Annotated in this window: 22 protein-coding genes; 8 read left to right on the forward strand and 14 right to left on the reverse strand. The window is 65.5% G+C overall.

Annotated features, from left to right (window positions below; all coding sequences use genetic code 11):
• The first annotated feature begins 156 nt into the window (after window positions 1-156).
• Complete coding sequence (locus DB459_RS00925; protein ID WP_253710957.1) at window positions 157-591, forward strand: CBS domain-containing protein; 435 nt, start codon at window positions 157-159, stop codon at window positions 589-591.
• 89 nt (window positions 592-680) lie between these two features.
• Here DB459_RS00925 and DB459_RS00930 read toward each other — a convergent pair whose 3' ends face one another.
• The 5 genes from DB459_RS00930 to DB459_RS27320 all read right to left on the reverse strand — a co-directional run bounded on the left by DB459_RS00930 (window position 681) and on the right by DB459_RS27320 (window position 3,085).
• Window positions 681-1,475: a pentapeptide repeat-containing protein gene (locus DB459_RS00930; protein WP_253710959.1), complete on the reverse strand. Its 795-nt coding sequence runs from the start codon at window positions 1,473-1,475 to the stop codon at window positions 681-683.
• Window positions 1,476-1,640: 165 nt separating this feature from the next.
• Window positions 1,641-1,922, reverse strand: a complete 282-nt coding sequence (locus DB459_RS00935; RefSeq protein ID WP_253710961.1) for a hypothetical protein — start codon at window positions 1,920-1,922, stop codon at window positions 1,641-1,643.
• A 176-nt stretch (window positions 1,923-2,098) separates the two neighbouring features.
• Window positions 2,099-2,431: a hypothetical protein gene (locus DB459_RS00940; RefSeq protein ID WP_253710963.1), complete on the reverse strand. Its 333-nt coding sequence runs from the start codon at window positions 2,429-2,431 to the stop codon at window positions 2,099-2,101.
• A gap of 75 nt (window positions 2,432-2,506) precedes the next feature.
• Window positions 2,507-2,638 (reverse strand): peptidylprolyl isomerase, encoded by a 132-nt coding sequence (locus DB459_RS00945; protein WP_253710965.1) that lies wholly within the window; start codon window positions 2,636-2,638, stop codon window positions 2,507-2,509.
• Window positions 2,639-2,953: 315 nt separating this feature from the next.
• A complete protein-coding gene (locus DB459_RS27320; RefSeq protein ID WP_256519260.1) occupies window positions 2,954-3,085 on the reverse strand; it encodes a hypothetical protein in 132 nt (43 codons plus the stop codon).
• 236 nt (window positions 3,086-3,321) lie between these two features.
• On the opposite strand from DB459_RS27320, the gene DB459_RS00950 reads away from it, so the two are divergent.
• The gene (locus DB459_RS00950) at window positions 3,322-3,645 is read left to right on the forward strand and encodes a hypothetical protein (RefSeq protein ID WP_253710966.1); all 324 of its coding nucleotides are present in this window, start codon (window positions 3,322-3,324) and stop codon (window positions 3,643-3,645) included.
• A gap of 203 nt (window positions 3,646-3,848) precedes the next feature.
• Here DB459_RS00950 and DB459_RS00955 read toward each other — a convergent pair whose 3' ends face one another.
• The gene (locus DB459_RS00955; RefSeq protein WP_253710967.1) at window positions 3,849-4,106 is read right to left on the reverse strand and encodes a hypothetical protein; all 258 of its coding nucleotides are present in this window, start codon (window positions 4,104-4,106) and stop codon (window positions 3,849-3,851) included.
• Between the two features lie 131 nt (window positions 4,107-4,237).
• Here DB459_RS00955 and DB459_RS00960 point away from each other — a divergent pair, with 131 nt between their 5' ends.
• Complete coding sequence (locus tag DB459_RS00960) at window positions 4,238-5,743, forward strand: CYTH and CHAD domain-containing protein (protein WP_253710968.1); 1,506 nt, start codon at window positions 4,238-4,240, stop codon at window positions 5,741-5,743.
• A 351-nt stretch (window positions 5,744-6,094) separates the two neighbouring features.
• Here DB459_RS00960 and DB459_RS00965 read toward each other — a convergent pair whose 3' ends face one another.
• On the reverse strand, window positions 6,095-6,364 hold the full coding sequence (locus DB459_RS00965) for a hypothetical protein (protein WP_253710969.1): 270 nt from the start codon (window positions 6,362-6,364) through the stop codon (window positions 6,095-6,097).
• 451 nt (window positions 6,365-6,815) lie between these two features.
• Between DB459_RS00965 and DB459_RS27325 the strand changes: the two genes are divergently transcribed.
• Entirely contained in the window at window positions 6,816-6,950 is a 135-nt protein-coding gene (locus DB459_RS27325; protein ID WP_256519262.1) for a hypothetical protein, read from the forward strand.
• Between the two features lie 178 nt (window positions 6,951-7,128).
• On the opposite strand, the gene DB459_RS00970 is transcribed toward DB459_RS27325, so the two are convergent.
• From DB459_RS00970 to DB459_RS01000, 7 genes are all read right to left on the reverse strand, one after another.
• Entirely contained in the window at window positions 7,129-7,605 is a 477-nt protein-coding gene (locus DB459_RS00970; RefSeq protein WP_253710970.1) for a hypothetical protein, read from the reverse strand.
• A gap of 18 nt (window positions 7,606-7,623) precedes the next feature.
• Window positions 7,624-7,974 carry a hypothetical protein gene (locus DB459_RS00975; RefSeq protein WP_253710971.1) on the reverse strand — a complete coding sequence of 117 codons (351 nt, stop codon included), beginning with the start codon at window positions 7,972-7,974 and terminating at the stop codon, window positions 7,624-7,626.
• Between the two features lie 345 nt (window positions 7,975-8,319).
• On the reverse strand, window positions 8,320-9,441 hold the full coding sequence (locus tag DB459_RS00980; protein WP_253710972.1) for an acetoin dehydrogenase dihydrolipoyllysine-residue acetyltransferase subunit: 1,122 nt from the start codon (window positions 9,439-9,441) through the stop codon (window positions 8,320-8,322).
• A gap of 8 nt (window positions 9,442-9,449) precedes the next feature.
• The gene (locus DB459_RS00985) at window positions 9,450-10,469 is read right to left on the reverse strand and encodes an alpha-ketoacid dehydrogenase subunit beta (protein ID WP_253710974.1); all 1,020 of its coding nucleotides are present in this window, start codon (window positions 10,467-10,469) and stop codon (window positions 9,450-9,452) included.
• Window positions 10,470-10,513: 44 nt separating this feature from the next.
• Entirely contained in the window at window positions 10,514-11,497 is a 984-nt protein-coding gene (locus tag DB459_RS00990; RefSeq protein WP_253710976.1) for a thiamine pyrophosphate-dependent dehydrogenase E1 component subunit alpha, read from the reverse strand.
• Window positions 11,498-11,529: 32 nt separating this feature from the next.
• On the reverse strand, window positions 11,530-12,576 hold the full coding sequence (locus DB459_RS00995) for an ATP-NAD kinase family protein (RefSeq protein ID WP_253710978.1): 1,047 nt from the start codon (window positions 12,574-12,576) through the stop codon (window positions 11,530-11,532).
• A gap of 209 nt (window positions 12,577-12,785) precedes the next feature.
• Window positions 12,786-14,765: a sigma-54-dependent Fis family transcriptional regulator gene (locus tag DB459_RS01000; protein ID WP_253710980.1), complete on the reverse strand. Its 1,980-nt coding sequence runs from the start codon at window positions 14,763-14,765 to the stop codon at window positions 12,786-12,788.
• 494 nt (window positions 14,766-15,259) lie between these two features.
• Between DB459_RS01000 and DB459_RS01005 the strand changes: the two genes are divergently transcribed.
• The 4 genes from DB459_RS01005 (at window position 15,260) to DB459_RS01020 (ending at window position 19,946) form a co-directional block, all read left to right on the forward strand.
• Window positions 15,260-16,054 (forward strand): hypothetical protein, encoded by a 795-nt coding sequence (locus DB459_RS01005; RefSeq protein WP_253710982.1) that lies wholly within the window; start codon window positions 15,260-15,262, stop codon window positions 16,052-16,054.
• A gap of 559 nt (window positions 16,055-16,613) precedes the next feature.
• Complete coding sequence (locus tag DB459_RS01010) at window positions 16,614-16,958, forward strand: hypothetical protein (RefSeq protein ID WP_253710984.1); 345 nt, start codon at window positions 16,614-16,616, stop codon at window positions 16,956-16,958.
• 238 nt (window positions 16,959-17,196) lie between these two features.
• Window positions 17,197-17,652, forward strand: coding sequence for a (2Fe-2S)-binding protein (locus DB459_RS01015; protein WP_253710986.1), 456 nt, complete (start codon window positions 17,197-17,199; stop codon window positions 17,650-17,652).
• A complete protein-coding gene (locus DB459_RS01020; RefSeq protein WP_371926839.1) occupies window positions 17,652-19,946 on the forward strand; it encodes a molybdopterin cofactor-binding domain-containing protein in 2,295 nt (764 codons plus the stop codon). The genes DB459_RS01015 and DB459_RS01020 overlap by 1 nt, the downstream gene beginning before the upstream one ends.
• The last annotated feature ends 29 nt before the right edge of the window (window positions 19,947-19,975 follow it).

The following is a 19,975-nucleotide window of genomic DNA, read 5'->3' on the forward strand; positions in this document are numbered from 1 at the left end:
GGCTCGCAGGGATGCACGGCTGAGTTCAGTTTCAATGACGATCGAAATCCTATCACATCGCCGCGAGAAACACTGATCCAAATCAACGTTCCTCGACGAGATTTCGTCCAGGAAATATCATGTCTTGGTCGTTCCGTCCGACAGCATGGGTGTCCCATGACAACCATCCGCCAGTTGCTCGACAAGAAGGGGCATGAGGTCTTTTCGGTCAGCCCCGACGACACGGTCTACGACTCCATCCGGAAGATGGCCGACAAGAACGTCGGTTCGCTGGTCGTGATGGACGGCAACAAGCTCGTCGGCATCATCACCGAACGTCACTATGCCCGGAACGTGATCCTCAAGGGCCGCGCCTCGCCCACGACCCGCGTCCGCGACATCATGGAGACGAACGTCGTCTTCGTCCGGCCCGATCAGAGCGTGGAAGAATGCATGGCCATCATGACCGAACGCCTGGTACGCCACCTGCCCGTCATCGACCAGGGAGAGCTGGCCGGCATCGTTTCGATCGGCGATCTGGTGAAAGACACCATCAGCGACCAGACCTTCGTCATCGAACAGCTCGTGCAATTCATCCACGGCACGCGATGAACCGATATCGGCGCCCGCTCCCGGCGTCCCGGTTCCAGATTTCACGCGCCGCACGGCGCGGCGCAATCTCGCCACGCGTCAGCCGGCCCTCACTCCCTGATCAGCCGGTCGCGGTTCTTTGCCTTGTCGAAGTTCCTGGCCTGGTCGAGGCCGATCGGCGCGCTGAGCCTGACGGAAGCGAGATCGGCGCCATCGAAATCGGTGCCGACCAGGGTGACGCCGGTCAGGTCGGCGCCGCCGAGTTCGGCGCCCTTGAGAGACGCATTGCTGAGGTCGGCGCCCTTCAGCGACGCGAATTCGAGATCGACCCGCGACAGGTCGGCGCCGCGCGCGTTCAGTCGCTCCAGCCTCGCGGACTTCAGCACCGTGCGCATCAGGCCCATCGACTGGTTGCGCATGTCCGCGCCCAGGTTCGCCCCTGCGATCGAGGCGCCGACCAGGCTCGCACCGGTCAGGTCGGCGGCGATGCGCGCTTGCGAGAGATCGGCGCGGTCGAGCCGGGCCCGCCGCATTTGCGCCGCGAACAGGTTCGCCCCCTTCAGGCTGGCGCCGGTCAGATCGGCTTCGAGCAGCCATGCCTGGTCGAGCACGGCGCGGTCGAGCCGGGCGCCGGCCAGCCTCGTCTTGTTGAGCCGGGCGCCGCGAAAGATCGCGCCGGACAGATCGAGCCCGGACAGGTCGAGGCCGGATAACCGCTTGCCGCTGAAATCGGCCGCCCCGGCCGGCCGCGCCGCCGCGAGCGCCGCCTCGACCTCGGCGCGGGTCATTTCCGCCGAGACCATGTCCGGCGACGACAGGTCGACGTCGCGCATCATGTCCTGCGCCGCCGCCGTCGCGGCGAGAAGGCCGAGGCCGAGGCCGGCGGCGCCGAGCATCCGGCGCATTGCTCCGATCGACCGACACGGCAGGCTGGCTGGCATGTTGAGCCTCGCACGCGATAGCGCACCCTGATCGAGGATGCCGTCAATTATGCCGCAAATGCCTGCGATTGGAAACGCATCGGCCCACGGCGGCTGCCGGTGACGGCGACGGCCGGCGCGCCGGTCCATTCATTGCCGGATCTGCTCGATCCTGGCGGCCATGTGGGGAATGAGGCGGAGCCGATAGGTCGCGTTGTCGCAGGTCAGGATCCAGACCGCCTCGTCCGGCTTCGACAGCGCCGCATCGCGCTCCGCCTTCTGCGGCTTGCCGCAGGCGAGCCCCTGGATGCGCACCTGCGCGGCGAGCGTCTCCTGCGGTCCGTCATCCGCGGCGGCGACCGGCACCACCACCGATGCGGCAAGGCCGATCGCCAGCACGGCGACACCCAGAACATCCCGCATGTCCATCATGGCACGCTCCTGCATCTTGATGCGATGTGCAGTGCACCTCGCCGTCGGCGGCGCATCAGGGCGCGGCGCCGCGATACGATCCCAGAAATGCCCGAGGTCCCGGTTGATGCAGATCAAGCAGGCTTGCGGACATCTATAGCGGAGGTCGACCGCCTTCGGGCGGGGCGCTCAGCTGTTCACCGATCGCCGGTCCGATGCTTGATCATTCGCATCAAAAGGATGGCGGCGAGAACGGCGGCGGCGAGATTGTAGAGCATGGCGCGCACGAAAGCGCTGGCATAGAGGCCGGCCTGATCGGCAGCGGCTGTCGCGTTCGTCAGGACTGAGCTGAACAGGATGCTGACTGCGGCGACGCCCAGCGCCGCGCCGACCTGCTGGAGTGTGGAGATCACGCCGGAAGCCATGCCGGCCTGACGTGGCTCGACAAAGCCGAGAACAAGATCGAGCAGCGCACGATAGACCGCGGGGCGGGCTGCTTTGATATGGCGTCCGATCCGGGTTTCGCTCATCGAGGGGAATGTCCGCACAGACGCGGCGGGGCAACAGGCGGGCCGCTTCCGCCCTGCGGCGTGATCCCGCGACGATCAATGCCGCGGCGGACCACCGTGGCAGGACGACGACTGCCAGTCTTCCCAGATCCAGCCGCATTTCGAACAGGCGCCGAGCGGGATGGTCAGCGCCAGCAGCAGCGACAAACAAGCAAGACGACGCACCATACCAATCACTCAACTCAACGCCAGCGCGGCAACAAGCGGGGATCAATACTATACCGCCAAGGCGTTGAGAAGCAGGATCGTGCATGGCCGCCCGCGGCGCCTCGATGACCGTGGTCTCACCAGGTGATTGCTTCGGTAAATCAACGTGGTGAGTGAAACGGGCGACGGTGGCTAATTCCGGCGCCGCGGCGACGGTGGCTAATTCCGGCGCCGCGGCGACGCCGCACGTTCCCCGTGCAGCCGCTCGGTCAGCGCCGCGAGAGTTGCGTCCTGCGGCCGCTCGGCTCCCAGGTCCGAGCCCTCAAGCCTGAACTCTCAGAAAGCAACGACTTCGCTTCGCGTCCTCGCCGCCGCGTCGTAGATCTTGATCTGGAGAACCGGAAAGCGGCGCTTCAGCTCCTCGGCGCCGCGTCGGGCGCCTTCCAGCGTCTGGAAGAGGGTCTTCATGCGGCCGTCCACTTCAAGAGCATAGCCGGCCGTGGGTAATTCGACGGAGCTTCCGAGCATCGCAGATTTCCAGAATGGTAGATCGAGTGCATCCTCTTAGGTGAGTCGAGCAGGTCGCGGCAATGATGCCGTCGCGCCCACCGAAACTGGCTGTGCATGAGCAATGATTGCAAAGAATTCGCGACAATTGCATATTGCCCCGATCGATGAACCAAGTTGCGCGCAAGGACGGGAAGATGGCGGAAGCCGATCTGGATGTCGTCATCCGGCAGAATGCAAGACAGCAGTACAAGAACCTCGTTGCGGCCGCCAAGAAGCGACGGGACAAATACCTCAAGCTGGCCGGCAGTGCGAAGGACGCCGAGGCCAAGACGCGATACCGGCACATCGCCAAGAACGCGATGCTGCAGGGGACTGCTGCGGCGAAGCGATTGCAGCTCGCCGCCGACAACGCCGCCGACAGTTATGCAAGGTCGATGCGCAACGCGATGACCACCGTCCCCGCAGCAAAGCCGGCGAAGAAGAGCGCCAAGACAAAGGTCAAAAAGAAGACCGGCTGATCCGCCGGCCGGAGCCCGGCACTATATCTCACTGACGCATTTTCAATCCCGCCGCCGCTCACCCGGACCGCTGACGCGGCCCGACCTCTCCCCGCTTGCGCGAGGAGAGGTGAAGGCCCTGCGATTCATCGGCTCTCTTCACCTCTCCCCGCATTTGCGGCTATCGAATTCACACATCTGATCCGCAGCCGGCGCAGGTTTCGTCAGAGGCGGAAAACCGCCATCACCACCGCATTCGTCGCAACCTCTTTTTCGTGTGGCCGGGCTGGTCCCGGCCACCCCGATGAGGGGCGCAGTGCGGTTGCCAGCCTGATCATCAGCGCGGTGCCAGTGAGGGGCGCGGCCGCAACCTGCGGCCGCTCGCGTCGTCCAGCATGATGCATGAACCCGCTCTTCACCATCAGACTGCTTCGCCCGACCTCGCTCAGGCTGTCCGGACGGAATCCGATCGCATCGACCATCGGGCCGCCCGGAGCGGCGGCATGAGCTATCGCAAAGAACCCGTGGCAAAAGCGCGCTATGCTTGATGAAATAAGCGCCGTCACCAGCGCTTGTCGCGCTGATCCTTTGGTGGCCAGCACTGGAGGCGGCCGTGGGGACCGAAGTCGAACTGAAGCTCACCGTGCCGCGCGCGGCGCTGAACAAGGCGAGACAACTGCCCTGGCTGAAGAGATTGGCAGCGGATCGCGCCAGGACCGAGGACGTCACCTCCGTCTATTTCGACACGCGCAAATTCGCCTTGCGCGACCACGGTGTGACCTTGCGGGTGCGGACGATCGGCGCCAAACGGCTGCAGACCATCAAACGGAGCTGCGGAACGCTCGTCGAGCGGGATGAATGGGAGCAGGAGATCACGGCAGAGCGGCCCAACTTGCGCCTGGCCCGAAAAACCCCTCTGGCGCCACTGCTGACCGGCAGGATCAAGCGTCGACTCCGCCCCGTGTTCGAGACCAGGGTGAGCCGCACCGTCGTGCCGCTGCGCCTCGGCAGCAGTGAAATCGGGCTTGCGATCGATGAGGGCCGGATCGAGACCGCCCGGAGGCACTGCGAGATCGCCGAGATCGAGGTCGAACTGAAGCATGGCGAGCGTCGTGACCTCGCCGTCCTGGTGAGACAACTCGCGCGGAGCATACCGGTCAGTTACGGCGCCATCGCCAAATCCGAACGAGGATACGCGCTGCTCGACGGCGCGCTCGACGGACCGGTGCGCGCCAGGCCGGTCTCGATATCCGCCGCCTCGGGCGCCGCCGATGCGTTCATCGTCATCGGCTTCGAATGCCTCCGGCACATCGCCGCCAACGAGCCCGCCGTTCGCCGAGGCGACGCCGAGGGCATCCACCAGATGCGTGTCGGCCTGAGACGGATGCGGGCCGCCATGTCCCTGTTCAAGGACATGCTGCAAGGCCCCTCGCTGCGCCACCTCAAGGCCGAGCTTGGATGGCTGACCGAGCAGCTTGGGCCGGCGCGCGACTACGACGTCTTCATTTCGACGACATTGGACCCGCTCCGGTCCAGGCCCCATGATCATCGCGAGATTGAGGTGCTCGGCAACGAGCTTGTGCTGCGCTACAGAGCCGGCCTGTCACAGGCGAAAACCGCGGTGACGACCCCGCGCTATCGAAAGCTCCTGCTCGATGTCGCGCTATGGCTGTTCGACGGCGACTGGTTGAGAACGAGCGATCCGCTCGAGTCGTCGCTGCGAAATCGGCCCGCCAGGTCATTCGCCAAAGACGAGATCCGGCGACGGATACGCAAGATCGCGAAAGCGGCCGGCAGGCTCGAGCGCCTCGACGCGCGGCGGCGACACAAGCTCAGGATCGCGGTCAAGAAGGCGAGATACGGCCGCGAATTCTTTGCGTCATTAAGTCTCGACAGCGACAAGAAGCAGCGGCGCCGGATCGATGGCGCCCTCGGGCGCTTGCAGAAATCGCTCGGCAGCCTCAACGACATGACCGTGCATTCCCGCCTGGCGCAGCCTCTGTCCCGGGCCACCACCGCGACCCAGGCGGCGTTCGCCGTCGGCTATCTGATCGCGCAGGAGGAGACGCGGTCGGCAGGCATGCTCGCCGACGCCCTGGCGGCGGCGGACCGACTCTAGTGTGGCGTCTCGCAATTGCCTACCGCCTTCGCGGCAACCCTCTCGTAGGCAATTGCGAGACATAAGCCACACTAGCACTTTGATTTTGCTAGTGTCCCTATGTCTCCGAATGACCGTGCGAGCGCGAGGCAAACGTAGCGGTAATTCGGAGACGGGACACTAGTGTCCCGTTTCCAACGTTCGTATGCAGCAGGCGCTCATACGAACGTTGGAACCAAAGGGACACTAGCGATTGATCATGATTCTAGAGCGGTTTTGGATCTGACGCTCGTACCGAGCAGCGTGAAATACTCAGCTCCAACGACCGCAGGGCATGATCCGGCAGCCCGGCGGTCGAGATCGAGCGGTTCGTCAATGATCGGGCTTGCTAGCGTCGATCCGCTGCGCATCCGCCAGATCGACCGAGCCGATGGAGATCATCTCCATCGTGGAACCGCGCGAGGCCGCCGCAGGCACGACGATCATCGTCGCGACGCGGCGAAACGACGCGAACGAAAGTCCTTCGATCATCTCCTCGTCCGTGATGACCTCGTAGTCCCCCGCAGGCAGCTCGCGATCGACGCCCCTGATCTGGAACGGATGTTTGAAGGTAACGACTTCCCGCCGCGAACGGATATTCATGCCCGCCTGCTTTCTGCAAACAGTGCTGTGCCGGCGCTGACTTCTTGCATCAAGCCACCATGCGCCCTTTCGGCTCGATTGGCCATCTGTTTCCCCCAGCCGATGCGGAGCTCGAAAGGGCCGCGCGCCGCCGCCGGGCCATTTTCCGAAACTGTTCCACCGCGTTTTAGCGCTCGCTATTCCCAAGACGGAAGCCTAGGCTACCTATCGTTGCAGCTTTGCGGAGAAGGCCACGGTCCGCCGCCTGCGGGAATGACGCGGTTCATAGTTGATGATGCCGTCGTTGATGATACCGTCGTAGACGATACCGATGGGTGGACCGCGAGCATCAGCTGTTTCAGAGGCAGATCATTTCCATGCCACCTGTCGATGACAGCTGTCGATGTCACCTGCACGCTTGTTTTGCACGCTTGTTTCAGTCTGCGTAATCCTCAAACCGAAGGAGATCCACATGGCCAAAGGCCAGCAAAAGGGCAATCGGGAAGCCAAGAAGCCCAAAAAGGAGAAGATCAAGGTCATTGCCGCTGCGCCAAGCAGGAAGGACGCGGCATGGCAGCCGACCTTCGCCGCCAGCAAACAGAAATAGCCGACCTCATCTGACGTCTGACGCGTTGTCGGACGACCATTTGACCGATCCGCAGGGAGCGGCGCCATCCCGGCGAATGCGCCCGGCGAAAGCCGCGCGACCGCGATCGCAATGAACCGGCCGCGCCACTTCGTGCGCATCGATGTGCGCATCAATGGCGCACGTATCGAGCACGCCCTCAGGGTCCCGTGAATGAATGCGCCATCCGCCGGACGGTCGGATCGTAATCCGCCTTGAACCTTGCCGGATATTCCATCTCGAATGCATGAATGAGACCGCGTCCGGAGAAGATGTAGACCTCGTAATAGATCAACTTGCCGCGCACGCCGCTGATGACGAGACGATGATCCGCGACATGGCGGTAAGTCACATTCGGATGCGAGCCGTCGGCGACCAATTCGGCGAGCTTCGATGCCGGTGTCTCGCCGGAATTGTGGCGGGCATAGACACGGAAGTTCGCGCCTTCAGGCCCTGTAAATGATTGGCCGTCGCCATTGGCCGGCGGCGGATCGGGCTCGAAGAATTCCTGATAGGAAATGGACGTGCCGAATCTGGCATTCTGATAGCTCGTCCAGGTCTCCTGACCGTGAGCCGGGCTGAAAGCTCCTAACAGCAGACTCCCGCCTCCAATCATGAACCCGCGTCGGGACAGCATCGGCTCCTCCTCATCCGTTTACTCCAGCATGGGCAGGTTGGCGCAGACAATCCGGCCGCTGCGCGCGTCGAGCGCCAGGAAGCCGTCGATGACCCCGTTGCTGAACTGATCCTTGTTCGGGGTGACGACGACGACATGGAATTCCCAGACGGGACGTTTCCGGGCGCCACATGCCCTGGTGTTTCCGTCCTTGAGGTAATTCACCTGCTTGATGGTTGCGGCAACCGCCTCGGGGGTGGCGCCATAGGGATCACCTTGCAAGATCTTGACCGCCCCGGCGCGCGCCTGCGCCTCCGACAGCAATGCCGCCGCATGGACAACGCCGAACGACAGCGTGCCGGCCGCCAGGACCAGGGCAAATCGGATCATGCGAACCTCCGCCTCCAGCCACGATGCCATGACACAGGGGGCGGCGGTTGACCTAGTGTCCCGTCTCCGAATTACCGCTACGTTTGCCTCGCACTCGCACGGTAATTCGGAGACATAGGGACACTAGCAAAATCAAAGTGCTAGTGTGGCTTATGTCTCGCAATTGCCTACGAGAGGGTTGCCGCGAAGGCGGTAGGCAATTGCGAGACGCCACACTAGGTCAACCGCGTTCGCCCGAACATGACGACGGTGAGGACGCCGCTGACAGGAAGACGCCAGTCCTGCAGGTTCGATGGCGGGACGCGTCGCGCGGACCCGATGCCGCGCGGCGCGTGCGGCAGTTGCTCAGCCGCCGATGTGGCCGAGGATCAATTCGTTCACCCGGCTGGCCTTTTCCATCTGGACCATGTGGCCGGCGCCGGGAATGACCTCCGCCCGCGCCCGGCCATCGAGCGCCGTCGCATGGGCGGCGGGGATGATGCGATCCTCCTCCCCCCAGACCACCAGCACCGGCGCCTCGACACCTTCGAGGCGCGGCGCCAGCACCCCGCCCTGGCGTCCATCGTCGAGGAATTGCGACGACAGGCTTCTCAATGCATCCTCAACGCCGTCGAGACGCTTGTATCTGAGAACATCTTCGAGCAGCTGCCTGGTGACGAGCTTCGGATCGGCGAAAAGCTGCTCGACCACAGGCTTGAGGTCGCGCCGCGACGCGGCGGCGACGAAGCCGGCGAGATAGCCGGCATTGATCTCCGTCCCGAGCCCGGCCGAGCCGATCAGCGTCAGCGACTTCACCCGGCCCGGCGCCTCGATCGCCACCTGCATCGCGATCGCCCCGCCCAGGGAATGGCCGACGAGATGGGCCGGCCCGATGCAAAGAGCGTCCATGAAGGCGATGACCGTGCCGGCCAGCGCGGCCACGCCGCCCGCCGGCATCGTCTTGGTGGACTGGCCGTGGCCCGGCAGGTCGAGCGCATAGACGCTCGCCTTCGCCGCCAGCGCGTCGATGTTGAACAGCCAGTTGTCGAGATCGCCGCCGAAGCCGTGCACCAGGACGACGGCCTCGCCACCCTCGCCGCGCCGGGCATAGCGCAGCCGCCCGGCCGCGGTGTCGAGAAACTCGTAAGCCGGGCCGGCGACCTCGTCATCGTCGTCGTCCGCGGCCGGTGTGACATAGCCCGCCACATAGGCCTCGACGTCGGTCTCCGGCACTTCCGGATCGGCGATGACGCCGAGCAGCGCCTTGACCGGATAGATGGCATCCTTCTCGCCGACGACGCGACGCAGGATCCCTGCGTCGCCCGCCTCCACCACCCCGGCGAACTTGTCGGTTTCCACCTCCACGATCTCGTCGCCGACGGCGATGCGGTCGCCCGGCTGCTTGAGCCAGCCGGTGATGCGGCCCTCGGCCATCGAGAGTCCCCACTTCGGCATCACCACCGGCTTGATCCGCTGATCTGTCATCATCGAAGACCTCACGCAGCCATCGCGCGCGGCGCGATCCTGGAGACGGCGGCGGCGATGGCATCCGCCGTCGGGACATAGAGATCCTCCAGCACCGGGGTGAACGGCACCGGGGTGTGCGGCGCCGTCACCATCTGCGGCGCCGCCTTGAGCGCGCCGAAAGCGTGCTCCGCCACATAGGCGGCAACGTCGCTGGCGATCGAGCAGCGCGGATTGGCTTCGTCGACCACGACGAGCCGGCCGGTGTTCTCCACGCTCTCGATCACCGTGTCCCAGTCGATCGGCGACAAGGTCCGCAGATCGACGATCTCGGCCTCGATCCTGTCCCTGGCGAGCTTCTCGGCGGCTTCGAAGGCGCGATGGACGGTGAGCCCGTAGCTGACGATGGTGACGTCCTTGCCCTCGCGCACCACGTTGGCCTCGCCGAAGGGAATGGCATAGGCCTCCGCCGGCACGTCGGTCTCGAGCCCGTAGAGGTTCTTGTGCTCGCAGAAGATCACCGGATCGTCGTCGCGGATCGCCTGGATCAGCAGGCCCTTGGCGTCATAGGCATTCGACGGGCAGATCACCTTGAGCCCCGGCACATGGGTGAAGACCGGGGTCAGCATCTGCGAGTGCTGGGCGGCGGCGCGGAAACCGGCGCCGACCATGGCGCGGATGACGACCGGTGTCCTGGCCTTGCCGCCGAACATGTATTTGAACTTCGCCGCCTGGTTCAGGATCTGGTCGAAGCACACCCCCATGAAGTCGAGGAACATCAGTTCGGCGACTGGGCGCATGCCGCAGGCCGCGGCGCCGATCGCCGCGCCGATATAGGCGGATTCCGACAGCGGCGTATCGAGCAGCCGTCCGGGATATTTGGCATGCAGCCCCTTGGTGACGCCGAGCACGCCGCCCCAGGCATCCTCCTCGCCGGGGCTGCCGGCGCCGCCGACGATGTCCTCGCCCATGACGATGACGGTGGGATCGCGGCGCATTTCAAGGTCGAGCGCCTCGTTGATCGCCTGTTTCATGCTGATCTTGCGGGCCATGATGGCTCCTCCCGATGGTCCTGATTGCTTTCGGTGACTGCGGTTCAATAGGCGACGTAGACGTCGGTGGTGAGGTCGTGCGCGGTGGGCAACGGCGCCGCCTTGGCCGAGACCACGGCATCCTCGATCAGGCTCTCGACGTCCTTGTCGATCATCTCCAGTTCGACCGCTGACACGACGCCGGCCTCGCGCAGGCGCGCGGCGAACATCTTCAGGCAGTCGCGGTTCCGCCGGTTGAGTTCATTCTCGCCCGCAGCCTTGTAGGTCTGGGCGTCGCCCTCGAAATGGCCGAAGAATCGGATCATCCTGCATTCGAGCAGCGCCGGGCCACCGCCCTCGCGCGCCCGGCGGATCATCTCGCCGGCGGCCTCGTGCACGGCGAAGAAGTCGGTGCCGTCGACGGTCACCCCCGGAAGCCCGAAGCCCGAGGCGCGGTCGACATAGGAATCGACCGCGGTGGCGTACTCGACGGAGGTCGATTCCGCATAACCGTTGTTCTCGACGACGAAGATCACCGGCAGATTCCACACCGCCGCGAGATTCATGCTCTCGAGCACCATGCCCTGGTTGGAGGCGCCGTCGCCGAAGAAGGTGACGCCGACGCCGCCGTCGCCGCGGAACTTGGCGGCGAGGCCGGCGCCGCAGGCGAGCGGCGCGCCGGCGCCGAGAATGCCGTTGGCGCCCATCATGCCCTTGGCGAGATCGGCGATATGCATCGAGCCGCCCTTGCCACGGCAGGCGCCGGTCACCTTGCCGTAGATCTCGGCCATCATCTCGTGGACGTCGACACCCTTGGCGATGCAGTGGCCGTGGCCGCGATGGGTCGAGGCAATGCGGTCGACGTCGGTCAGATGCATCATGATCCCGGTCGCGCAGGCCTCCTCGCCGGCATAGAGATGGACGAAGCCCGGGATGTCGCCCTTGGCGAACTCCACATGCAGCCGCTCCTCGAATTCGCGGATCGTGCGCATGATGCGGTAGGCCTTGAGCAGGTCGGGCTTGTCGAGCGGGAAGGGATTGCCTGGCATGGATGCTTTCTCCTCGATGGGCGTGTGGTCGATCAGGCGTAGGCGGTCGCGAACAGCGGTGCGCCGCCGCGCAACAGGCCGGCGGTCGCGGCGTAATGCATCACGGCGGGAACGTTGACGGTGCGGAAGGCGTCGGCCGTCAGCGTCACCGAAACGGCATCGCGCGCGTCGAAGAAGATCTCGCGCTCGCCATCGAGGGCGACGGCCCCGGCTTTGAGGCGCGGATGAAAGGCGATGCCCGCGGGCATGCGGCGCCAGTCGTCGATGCCGATCGGGGCGATGAGACCGGGCGCGATCGGGGCCTGAAGGACGCTGCGCGCCGTCGCCGCCGGGGCGAGCGACACCATCATGCCGCCCTCCTCGCCGCGCGCCACCGGCTCGATCAGTCCCGCGATCGCCGCCATGCCGATGACTTCGGGATCGGCGAAGGTGACGAAGAGTTCGCGGAAGGTCTCGGTGCGCCACAGCGCCCGCGCGCCGATATAGCCATCGGTGACGAAGGCGACATCGACCAGGGCGATCTCCGCCGGCCGGTCGCCGACATGGACGTCGAGGCGCTTGTTGGCGGTGAAGGCGAGCTTCAGCGGAATCCGCCCGGTTGCCGCGAGGCCGGCGGCGAGGCCGGTGATGGTCGGCTCGCGATGCTCCGGAAAGGCGTTGTTGGTGCCGGTCGAGATCCCGGCGATCGGGGTCTGGCCGCATTCCTTGACCACGGCGCGATGGGTGCCGTCGCCGCCGAGCACGACGATGGCGGCAACCCCGGCGCGACGCATCAGGCGCGCCGCACCGGCGCTGTCCTCGGCCGTGCCGGTGACCGGCATGTCGAGGTGGTTGACCTGCGGAAACCGGCTTTCGCCCTGGTTGCGCGAGCGCTCGATGCCGCGCATCACGTGGCCGCGGATGCCGCCATGCTCCGGCATCATCACCACGTTCCGGACGCCGCAGGCGGCGAGCGCCGCCAGCACGCGCAGCACGATATTGGCGCGATCGGCGATCTGCAGGCTCGCGGCATTGGCGATCACCCGGCGAATGTCCCGCGCGGAAACCGGATTGGCGATGACGCCGACGACGGGCCCCACGGCCGCCCTCCCCGTTGCGATGTCTGTTGCGACACGCTTCTTTGAAAGGGACTTCGCAAGGACGATGCCAACTCCACGGCCTCGGCCGGAGCACGACCAAGTCGTTGAAAGCTAAAGGTCGTGGTCGTTGCCGCAGCGCATGATGGGGCACGCGACGGCGCCACGGGTGTGGCGCTCCGGCTGCAACACCTGTGGCGCGAGCATCGGCTTCAGCCCAGCTTGTGCGGCGGCACGATGCCGTGGCGGCGCATGCGGCGATGGACGGTCGAACGGTCGACGCCCCAGTCGCGCGCCACGGCGGAGACGTTCCAGTGCCGGGCGCGGAGCACCGCGATCAGGTTGTCGGCGCCGTCGATCGCCGCCAGCGGGCCTGGACCTGGCCCTGGCCCTGGACCTGAACCTGGACCTGGACGCCGCGGCGCCACTCCGGCCATGCCGCCGAACTCCGCGGCCTGTCCGCACACCCGCTCCGGCAGATCGCCGCTATCGACAATGCCGCCACCGCCGACCGCGCAGGCATAGTCGAGGGCATTGAGGAGTTCGCGGATGTTGCCGGGCCACGAATAGGCCTTCAGCGCATCGCGCGCCGCCGGCGTCAGGCGCCGCGCCGCGCCATCGCTGCGGGCGGCAAGGAGCCGCTCGATCAGCCAGTCGAGATCGGCGCGCTGGCGCAGCGCCGGCAATGTCAGCACGGCGCCGTTGAGGCGGAAGTAGAGATCGTCGCGGAACTGTCCGGCCCGGACGAGATCGACGAGATCGCGATGGGTCGCGGCGATGACGCGGATGTTGACCGGCACCGGCCGGGTGCGCCCGACCGGCGTCACCTCGCGCTCCGCCAGCACGCGAAGCAGCCTCGTCTGCAGCGCCAGCGGCATGTCGCCGATCTCGTCGAGGAACAGGGTGCCGCCATCGGCCTCGAGCACGAGACCCTTCTTGCCTTTGGCAGCCGCGCCGGTAAAGGCGCCCGCCTCGTGACCGAACAATTCGCTCTCGATCAGCGCCTCCGGCAACGCCGCGCAATTGACCGCGACGAACGGCTTGCCCGCCCGGGCGCTGGCGCCATGGATCGCCTTGGCGAGATGCTCCTTGCCGGTCCCGGTCTCGCCGTGGATGAGGATGCTCAACTGGGTGTTGACGAGCCGCGCCGCCCGCTGCACCACCTCGGCCATCATCGGGTCGCCGCCATGGAGCCGCTGCAGCGGACCGGCGAGCGCCGTGTCGGGTGCCGGAGCGGACCGCCGGGGGGCCGGCGGCGGCAGCGTCTGGGCGAACAGCGCCGTGCCGCTCGCAATCAGGCGCACCGCCCGCTGGCGGATCGGCCGCGAATGGGCGAACAGCGGCAGGTCGTCGACGCGGCAATCGAGATAGTCGCCGATCAGCCGGCCGAGCGGCCCCTGACCGCTCGGCCCCTTCAGTCCGTCTTCGCGCCGCAACAGCCGCCGCGCGCGATCGTTGAAGCCGATGATCCGCCCGCCGCTGTCGACCGCCAGCACGAAATCGGGATCGACGTCGGCGAATTCCGGGCTGGCGCCCAGCTTGACGATCCAGTGCCGGCGGAAATTGTTGATGAGATTGGCGTTCTCGATCTTGTGGGCGCAGGACGTCACGAGCTGCCGCGCCAGGTACTGGCTCTGCTTCGGCGCGGGCGAGCGCAGCGCCGAGATGTCGAGCACGGCCGCGAGCGCGCCGCCGGAATCGAACACCGGCGAGGCGGTGCAGGTCAGCGGGATGTGCGTCGCGTCGAAATGATCGCTCTGGTGGACGGTGAGCGCCTCGCCGGTGGCGATGCAGGTGCCCACAGCGCAGGTTCCCATCTGCTGTTCCGCCCAACCGGCGCCGAGATAAAGCCCCGCCCGCCGCAACTGGTTGTCGAAGGTCGGATCGCCGATGAAATCGACCGTGACGCCCTTGGCGTCGGTCAGCAGCAGCACATAGCCGAGGCCAGACACCTGTCTGTAGAGTGTCTCGAGGCCGACGCGCGCGGTGTGCAGGAACTCGTCCATGGCGTCGCGATGTTCGCGCAGCTGCGCATGGGGCAGGATCTGGGCGTCGCGCAGCACCACCGGATCGAGCTTGTGCTCGTCGACGCAGCGTCGCCAGGAATTGTGGATCACCGCGTCGCGCGCGGTCCGCTCGCCCACCGCGACCCGCACGACCTCGTCGATATGGGCGGCTTGCTCATGCCTCATAACGGCGTCCTCCCGGTCGGTCTGCCCCGTGCCTGCGCCGGGAGCTTGGCGCGGAGTGTCGCGCCGGAACGCGGCGCGATCAAGACGAAGGCGAAGCAGATCGCCGCAGCGCCAAGGGATGCTCTTGCACCGGCCACCACCCGGCGCCAAGCCCTCCCGGTTCAAATCGCAGCCGGCGCGCCACTTCGGTAAAGAACTGGACACACCAAAAGCTGCCGTTCCTGCGCTTGAGGCAGTGACCAGCGCGCGCAGCAGCACGCCTTTCGACCCCATGATGCGAACTTCTTTCGTTTACCTCGGTGCGCTGGGCCAGGGCGCGGAGGTGGTCGCGGCGGTAGCCGTCCGACTCGGTCCGCATGCGCATGCGTGCCGTTCTGGCAAAGGTCTTGATCGATTGGGTGGTTATGGATGGCGTTTGTCCGCGCTGTGGCACTGGCGCGATAGCCCGATAGGGCGCTAAAATTACTCCGGCTGTTATTCTTCCGGGGCGTCACATGAAAATCGACCAACCGACCCTTGAGCGGTTCGCGGCGCTTCCTCGCAGAGCTCAAGAATGCATTCGTGAGTGTGCATTCACTGTATTCGCTCTGCTGATTATGGGCGGTTGCGCCGTTAACTCTGGTGTCGTTCAAACCGGACAAAATACATTCACGGTTTCCCGGCAAGCGGCGAGCGGGTTTAGCAACTACAGTGAGCTTCGGCCCGAGGCGATCAACGAAGCAAATCAGTATTGCGCGAATCAGCGCCAATCCGCGGTGATGATCAACATCAAGGACGCGAGGCAATCCTCTGGGCCCGGGGATTTTCCGAGGGCTGAGGTTCAATTCGCATGCGTTGACCCAACGAAAATCGATTCAATAATGGCGGAGTGCAACGAGAAGCGGCTGAAAAAGGAAATCCACGGCTATAAGGCATCTGTTGAGTGCTCGACCCAAAGAATCGTGGCAGCTCGCAGGGAGCGCAATTATCCGTACATGGACCTGGTAGATTTATACGAAGCGGCACGCCTTGTCGGCGCTGAAAAAGTCGACAAGGGCCAGATAACCGTCGCCGAGTACAATTTTCAGCTGGCCGAGCTTCAGACGCGAATAGCTGCCGAGGAGCAACGGCGCGGGCTTGCGGTTGCCAATACGCAGATAGCGCAGACACAGGCTCAGGCAGCAACCGCCCAAGGCAATGGCGCAATGTTACAGGGCTTGGCGGCGTTTCAGGCAGCCAATCGGCCGCCGCGCTCCGTCAATTGCACAACAACTGGACCTTACAACTCACGCATGACAACTTGCTATTGAACGCACGCATTCAGGGCGCCGCCGATCGCACGTTGCTGACCCCGCGCCAAACGGCGGAACATCCATCGAAACTCCAATCACCGCTGGATAAAACTTCAGGGGTAGGTCAACTGAGAACAGGAGCGGTGAGCGCGGCGCGGTCAGCTCTACTCGTTCCGGGTGGCATGTGCTGTCGGACTTGTTTTGCCGTGGGGATCATTTGGCCTTCTTGATTTCTACGATATGATCGGTTGCGACGAATGCGGCGGTGACGGCGGTTTTCAGCATCTGACGAAATCTGCGCGCCGGCTGCGGATCAGATGTGTGAATGCGATAGATGCGACCGGGAGGGGCGCAATCTCGGCCATGACAATCTCGTTCAGGATTTCGACGCGCCAAGACTACCCACGCGCGCCACAGTACGATTGCACGATGCGGCACGATGTCGCCGCCATTGCCCCGCCCAACAGCGCCGAACCGTCGCCGCCTCGTGCCCTGATGGCGCGCCTGTATTCTTGGCGCTGCTGTCGTGGCAATATTGCGCCGCCTGCGATTCGCCAGTGAAACTCGCCGAGATGCCATGATCGACAATCCAGACCAGGTTGAGCGCCTTGTGGCCAGGCTGAGACAATCCTTGCCGCTTTTCGCGACCGTCAATCCTGAAGTGGCCGCCGTCATCCGCGAGCAATCTCCAGCAACTGATCCGCTGCGTCGGTACTCTATCACTCAGGTCGACTACGCCGGTGACGAGGGCGGGATCGTCTGCAAAGTTGAGCTCGGTCCGGAGAACGGCGACAGGGCTCTGTTTGCTTCAATCACGCATCTGAAATTCGGCCCCGCGGAACCGATCGCTCGCCAGATCGCCGCGTACCAGAAACATCGCGTCAAACGCTTGCGGCGTCTGGGCTCCGGACACGAAAACTGACAACGGTCCGCGCGTTGAGCTTAGCGGAAAATCGAAGGCGGACGCTGCATTGGCGGCCGGGCCGTGTGCCCGGCCACACCCTCATAGCGCCACGGCGAAAAAGGGTGGCGCGATCACGCCCATGTGCCTTGGTTGCCATCGCGCCGCAGCGTAATCGATGATCTATTGTTCCTTCTCTTGTACCTGGCATCCGGCGGGACGCCAGGTACTTCTATTTTCGCCAACGAGGAGATGCCTCATGACGATCACCCTCAAGATCAACGGCACCGCCCAAGACTGGGACGGCGATCCGGCGCTGTCGCTGCTGTGGTACCTGCGCGACGAAGCCGGATTGACCGGAACCAAGTTCGGCTGTGGCGAGGCGCTGTGCGGCGCCTGCACCGTCATGGTCGACGGCGCGGCGGTGCGCTCCTGCATCACCGCGGTCGCGGACGTCGCCGGCCGGGAGATCACCACCATCGAAGGCCTGCATCCGACCGGGGATCATCCGGTGCAGAAGGCCTGGCGCCAGGTCAACGTGCCGCAATGCGGCTATTGCCAGGCCGGCCAGATCATGCAGGCCGCCGCGCTGCTCAAGGAAAACCCCAAACCCAGCCACGATCAGATCCGCGACGCCATGGCGGGCAACATCTGCCGCTGCGGCTGCTATCAGCGGATCGAGGCCGCGGTCCACCTCGCCTCGACGGGAGCCTGATGATGCTGGACATCGTTTCTCCCCCGATCGAGAAAATCTCCCGCCGCGGCGTGCTCAAGACTCTCGGCCTCGTCGGCAGCTTCGTGCTCGCCGCGCCGGTGATGTCGCGCCAGGCGCTCGCCGCCTATACGACCGGCGCGGACAAGATGCCCCACGGCACCGTGGCGGACCCGCGGGTCTTCGTCGCCATCGCGCCGGATGGCATCGTCACCATCCTGGCGCACCGCGCCGAGATGGGCACCGGCGTGCGCACCAGCCTGCCGATGATCGTCGCCGACGAGATGGAGGCCGACTGGAGCCGCGTCCATGTGAAGCAGGCCCCGGGCGACGAGGTCAAATACGGCAACCAGGACACCGACGGCTCGCGCAGCACACGTCATTATCTCATGCCGATGCGCCAGATCGGCGCCGCGGCGCGCACCATGCTCGAAGCGGCGGCGGCGAAGCGCTGGGGCGTATCGGTCTCCGCGGTCAGGGCCGAGAATCATGAAGTCATCCATGCCGCAAGCGGCCGCCGGCTCGGCTTCGGCGATCTCGCCGCCGATGCCGCGGCCCAGCCGGTGCCGGCGATCGACGGCCTGCAGCTCAAGGACCCCAAGCAGTTCCGCTATATCGGCACCGGCAAGGTCAGCATCGTCGATCTCCACGGCATCACCACCGGCACGGCGCAGTACGGCGCCGATGTCCGCCTGCCCGGAATGAAATACGCCGTGATCGCCCGGCCTCCGGTGGTCGGCGGCAAGGCGACCTCGTTCGAGCCGGACGCGGCGCTGCGCGTGCCCGGCGTCGAGAAGGTCATGAAAGTGCAGGGCTGGCCGTGGCCCTCGAAATTCATGCCGCTCGGCGGCGTCGCGGTGATCGCGCGCAACACCGGCGCCGCGATCAAGGGCCGGGACGCCCTGAAGGTCGACTGGGACGACGGCCCCAATGCGTCTTACGACTCGATCGCCTACCGCGCCGGGCTCGAGGACGCCGTCCGCAAGCCCGGCAAGGTGGTGCGCAATAACGGCGATGTCGACGCCGCGCTCAAGCGCGCCGACAAGGTGGTCGTCGGCGAATATTACGTGCCGCACCTCGCCCATGTCAGCATGGAGCCGCCGGTCGCCACCGCCCACGTCGCCGACGGCAAGGCGGAAATCTGGGCGCCGGTGCAAAGCCCCGGCGGCACCCGCGAGGATGTCGCCAAGATGCTCGGCATTCCGATCGAAAATGTCACGGTGAACGTCACGCTGCTGGGCGGCGGCTTCGGCCGCAAGTCCAAATGCGACTTCGCCCTGGAAGCGGCGTGGCTGTCGCGGGAGATCGGCGCGCCGGTCAAGCTGCAGTGGACGCGCGAGGACGACATCCGCCACGACTTCCTGCACACGGTGTCGGCGGAGCGGATCGAAGCCGGTCTCGACAGCAGCGGCAAGGTGATTGCCTGGCGCCATCGCAGCGCGGCGCCCACCATCGCCTCGACCTTCGCCGCCGGGGCCAGGAACCAGGCGCCGTTCGAACTCGGCATGGGTCTCGTCGACATGCCGTTCGAGATCGCCAATATCCGCTGCGAGAATCCGCAAGCCGTGGCTCATACCCGCATCGGCTGGTTCCGCTCGGTGTCGAACATCCCCCACGCCTTCGCCGTGCAGTCGATGGTTGGCGAACTCGCCCATGCCAGCGGCCGCGACCAGAAGGACATGCTGCTGGAATTGATCGGCACGCCGCGTATCGTCACCATGAACGGCTCGGTCAAGGACCCGTGGAACTACGGCGAGCCGCTCGACAGCTATCCGATCGACACCGCCCGGCTGCGGCGGGTGGTGGAATTCGTCGCCGACAAGGCCGGTTGGGGCCGCTCCGTGCCCAAGGGACACGGCCTCGGCATCGCGGTGCATCGCAGCTTCGTCAGCTACATCGCCACCGTGATCGAGGTCGCGGTCGACGACAAGGGCAAGCTCAGCGTGCCGCGGGTCGATACCGCGATCGATTGCGGCACCTTCGTCAATCCGGAGCGGATCCAGTCGCAGCTCGAGGGCGCCGCCATCATGGGGCTGAGCCTCGCCAAACATGGCGAGGTCACCTTCAGGAACGGCCGCGTCCAGCAGAAGAACTTCGACGACTTCCCGGTGGTGAGGATCGACGAAGCGCCGCTGGTGACGAACGTCCACATCGTGCCGACGAACGGCGATACGCCGCCGAGCGGCGTCGGCGAGCCCGGCGTGCCGCCGTTCGCCCCTGCCCTCGTCAACGCCATCTTCGCCGCCACCGGCAAGCGCATCCGCAGCCTGCCGATCGGCAAGCAGCTCGAGGCATGATCCGACCTGAAGTCGGGGAAAGGCCCAGG

Source organism: Bradyrhizobium sp. WD16 (assembly GCF_024181725.1).
Lineage (GTDB): Bacteria > Pseudomonadota > Alphaproteobacteria > Rhizobiales > Xanthobacteraceae > Bradyrhizobium_A.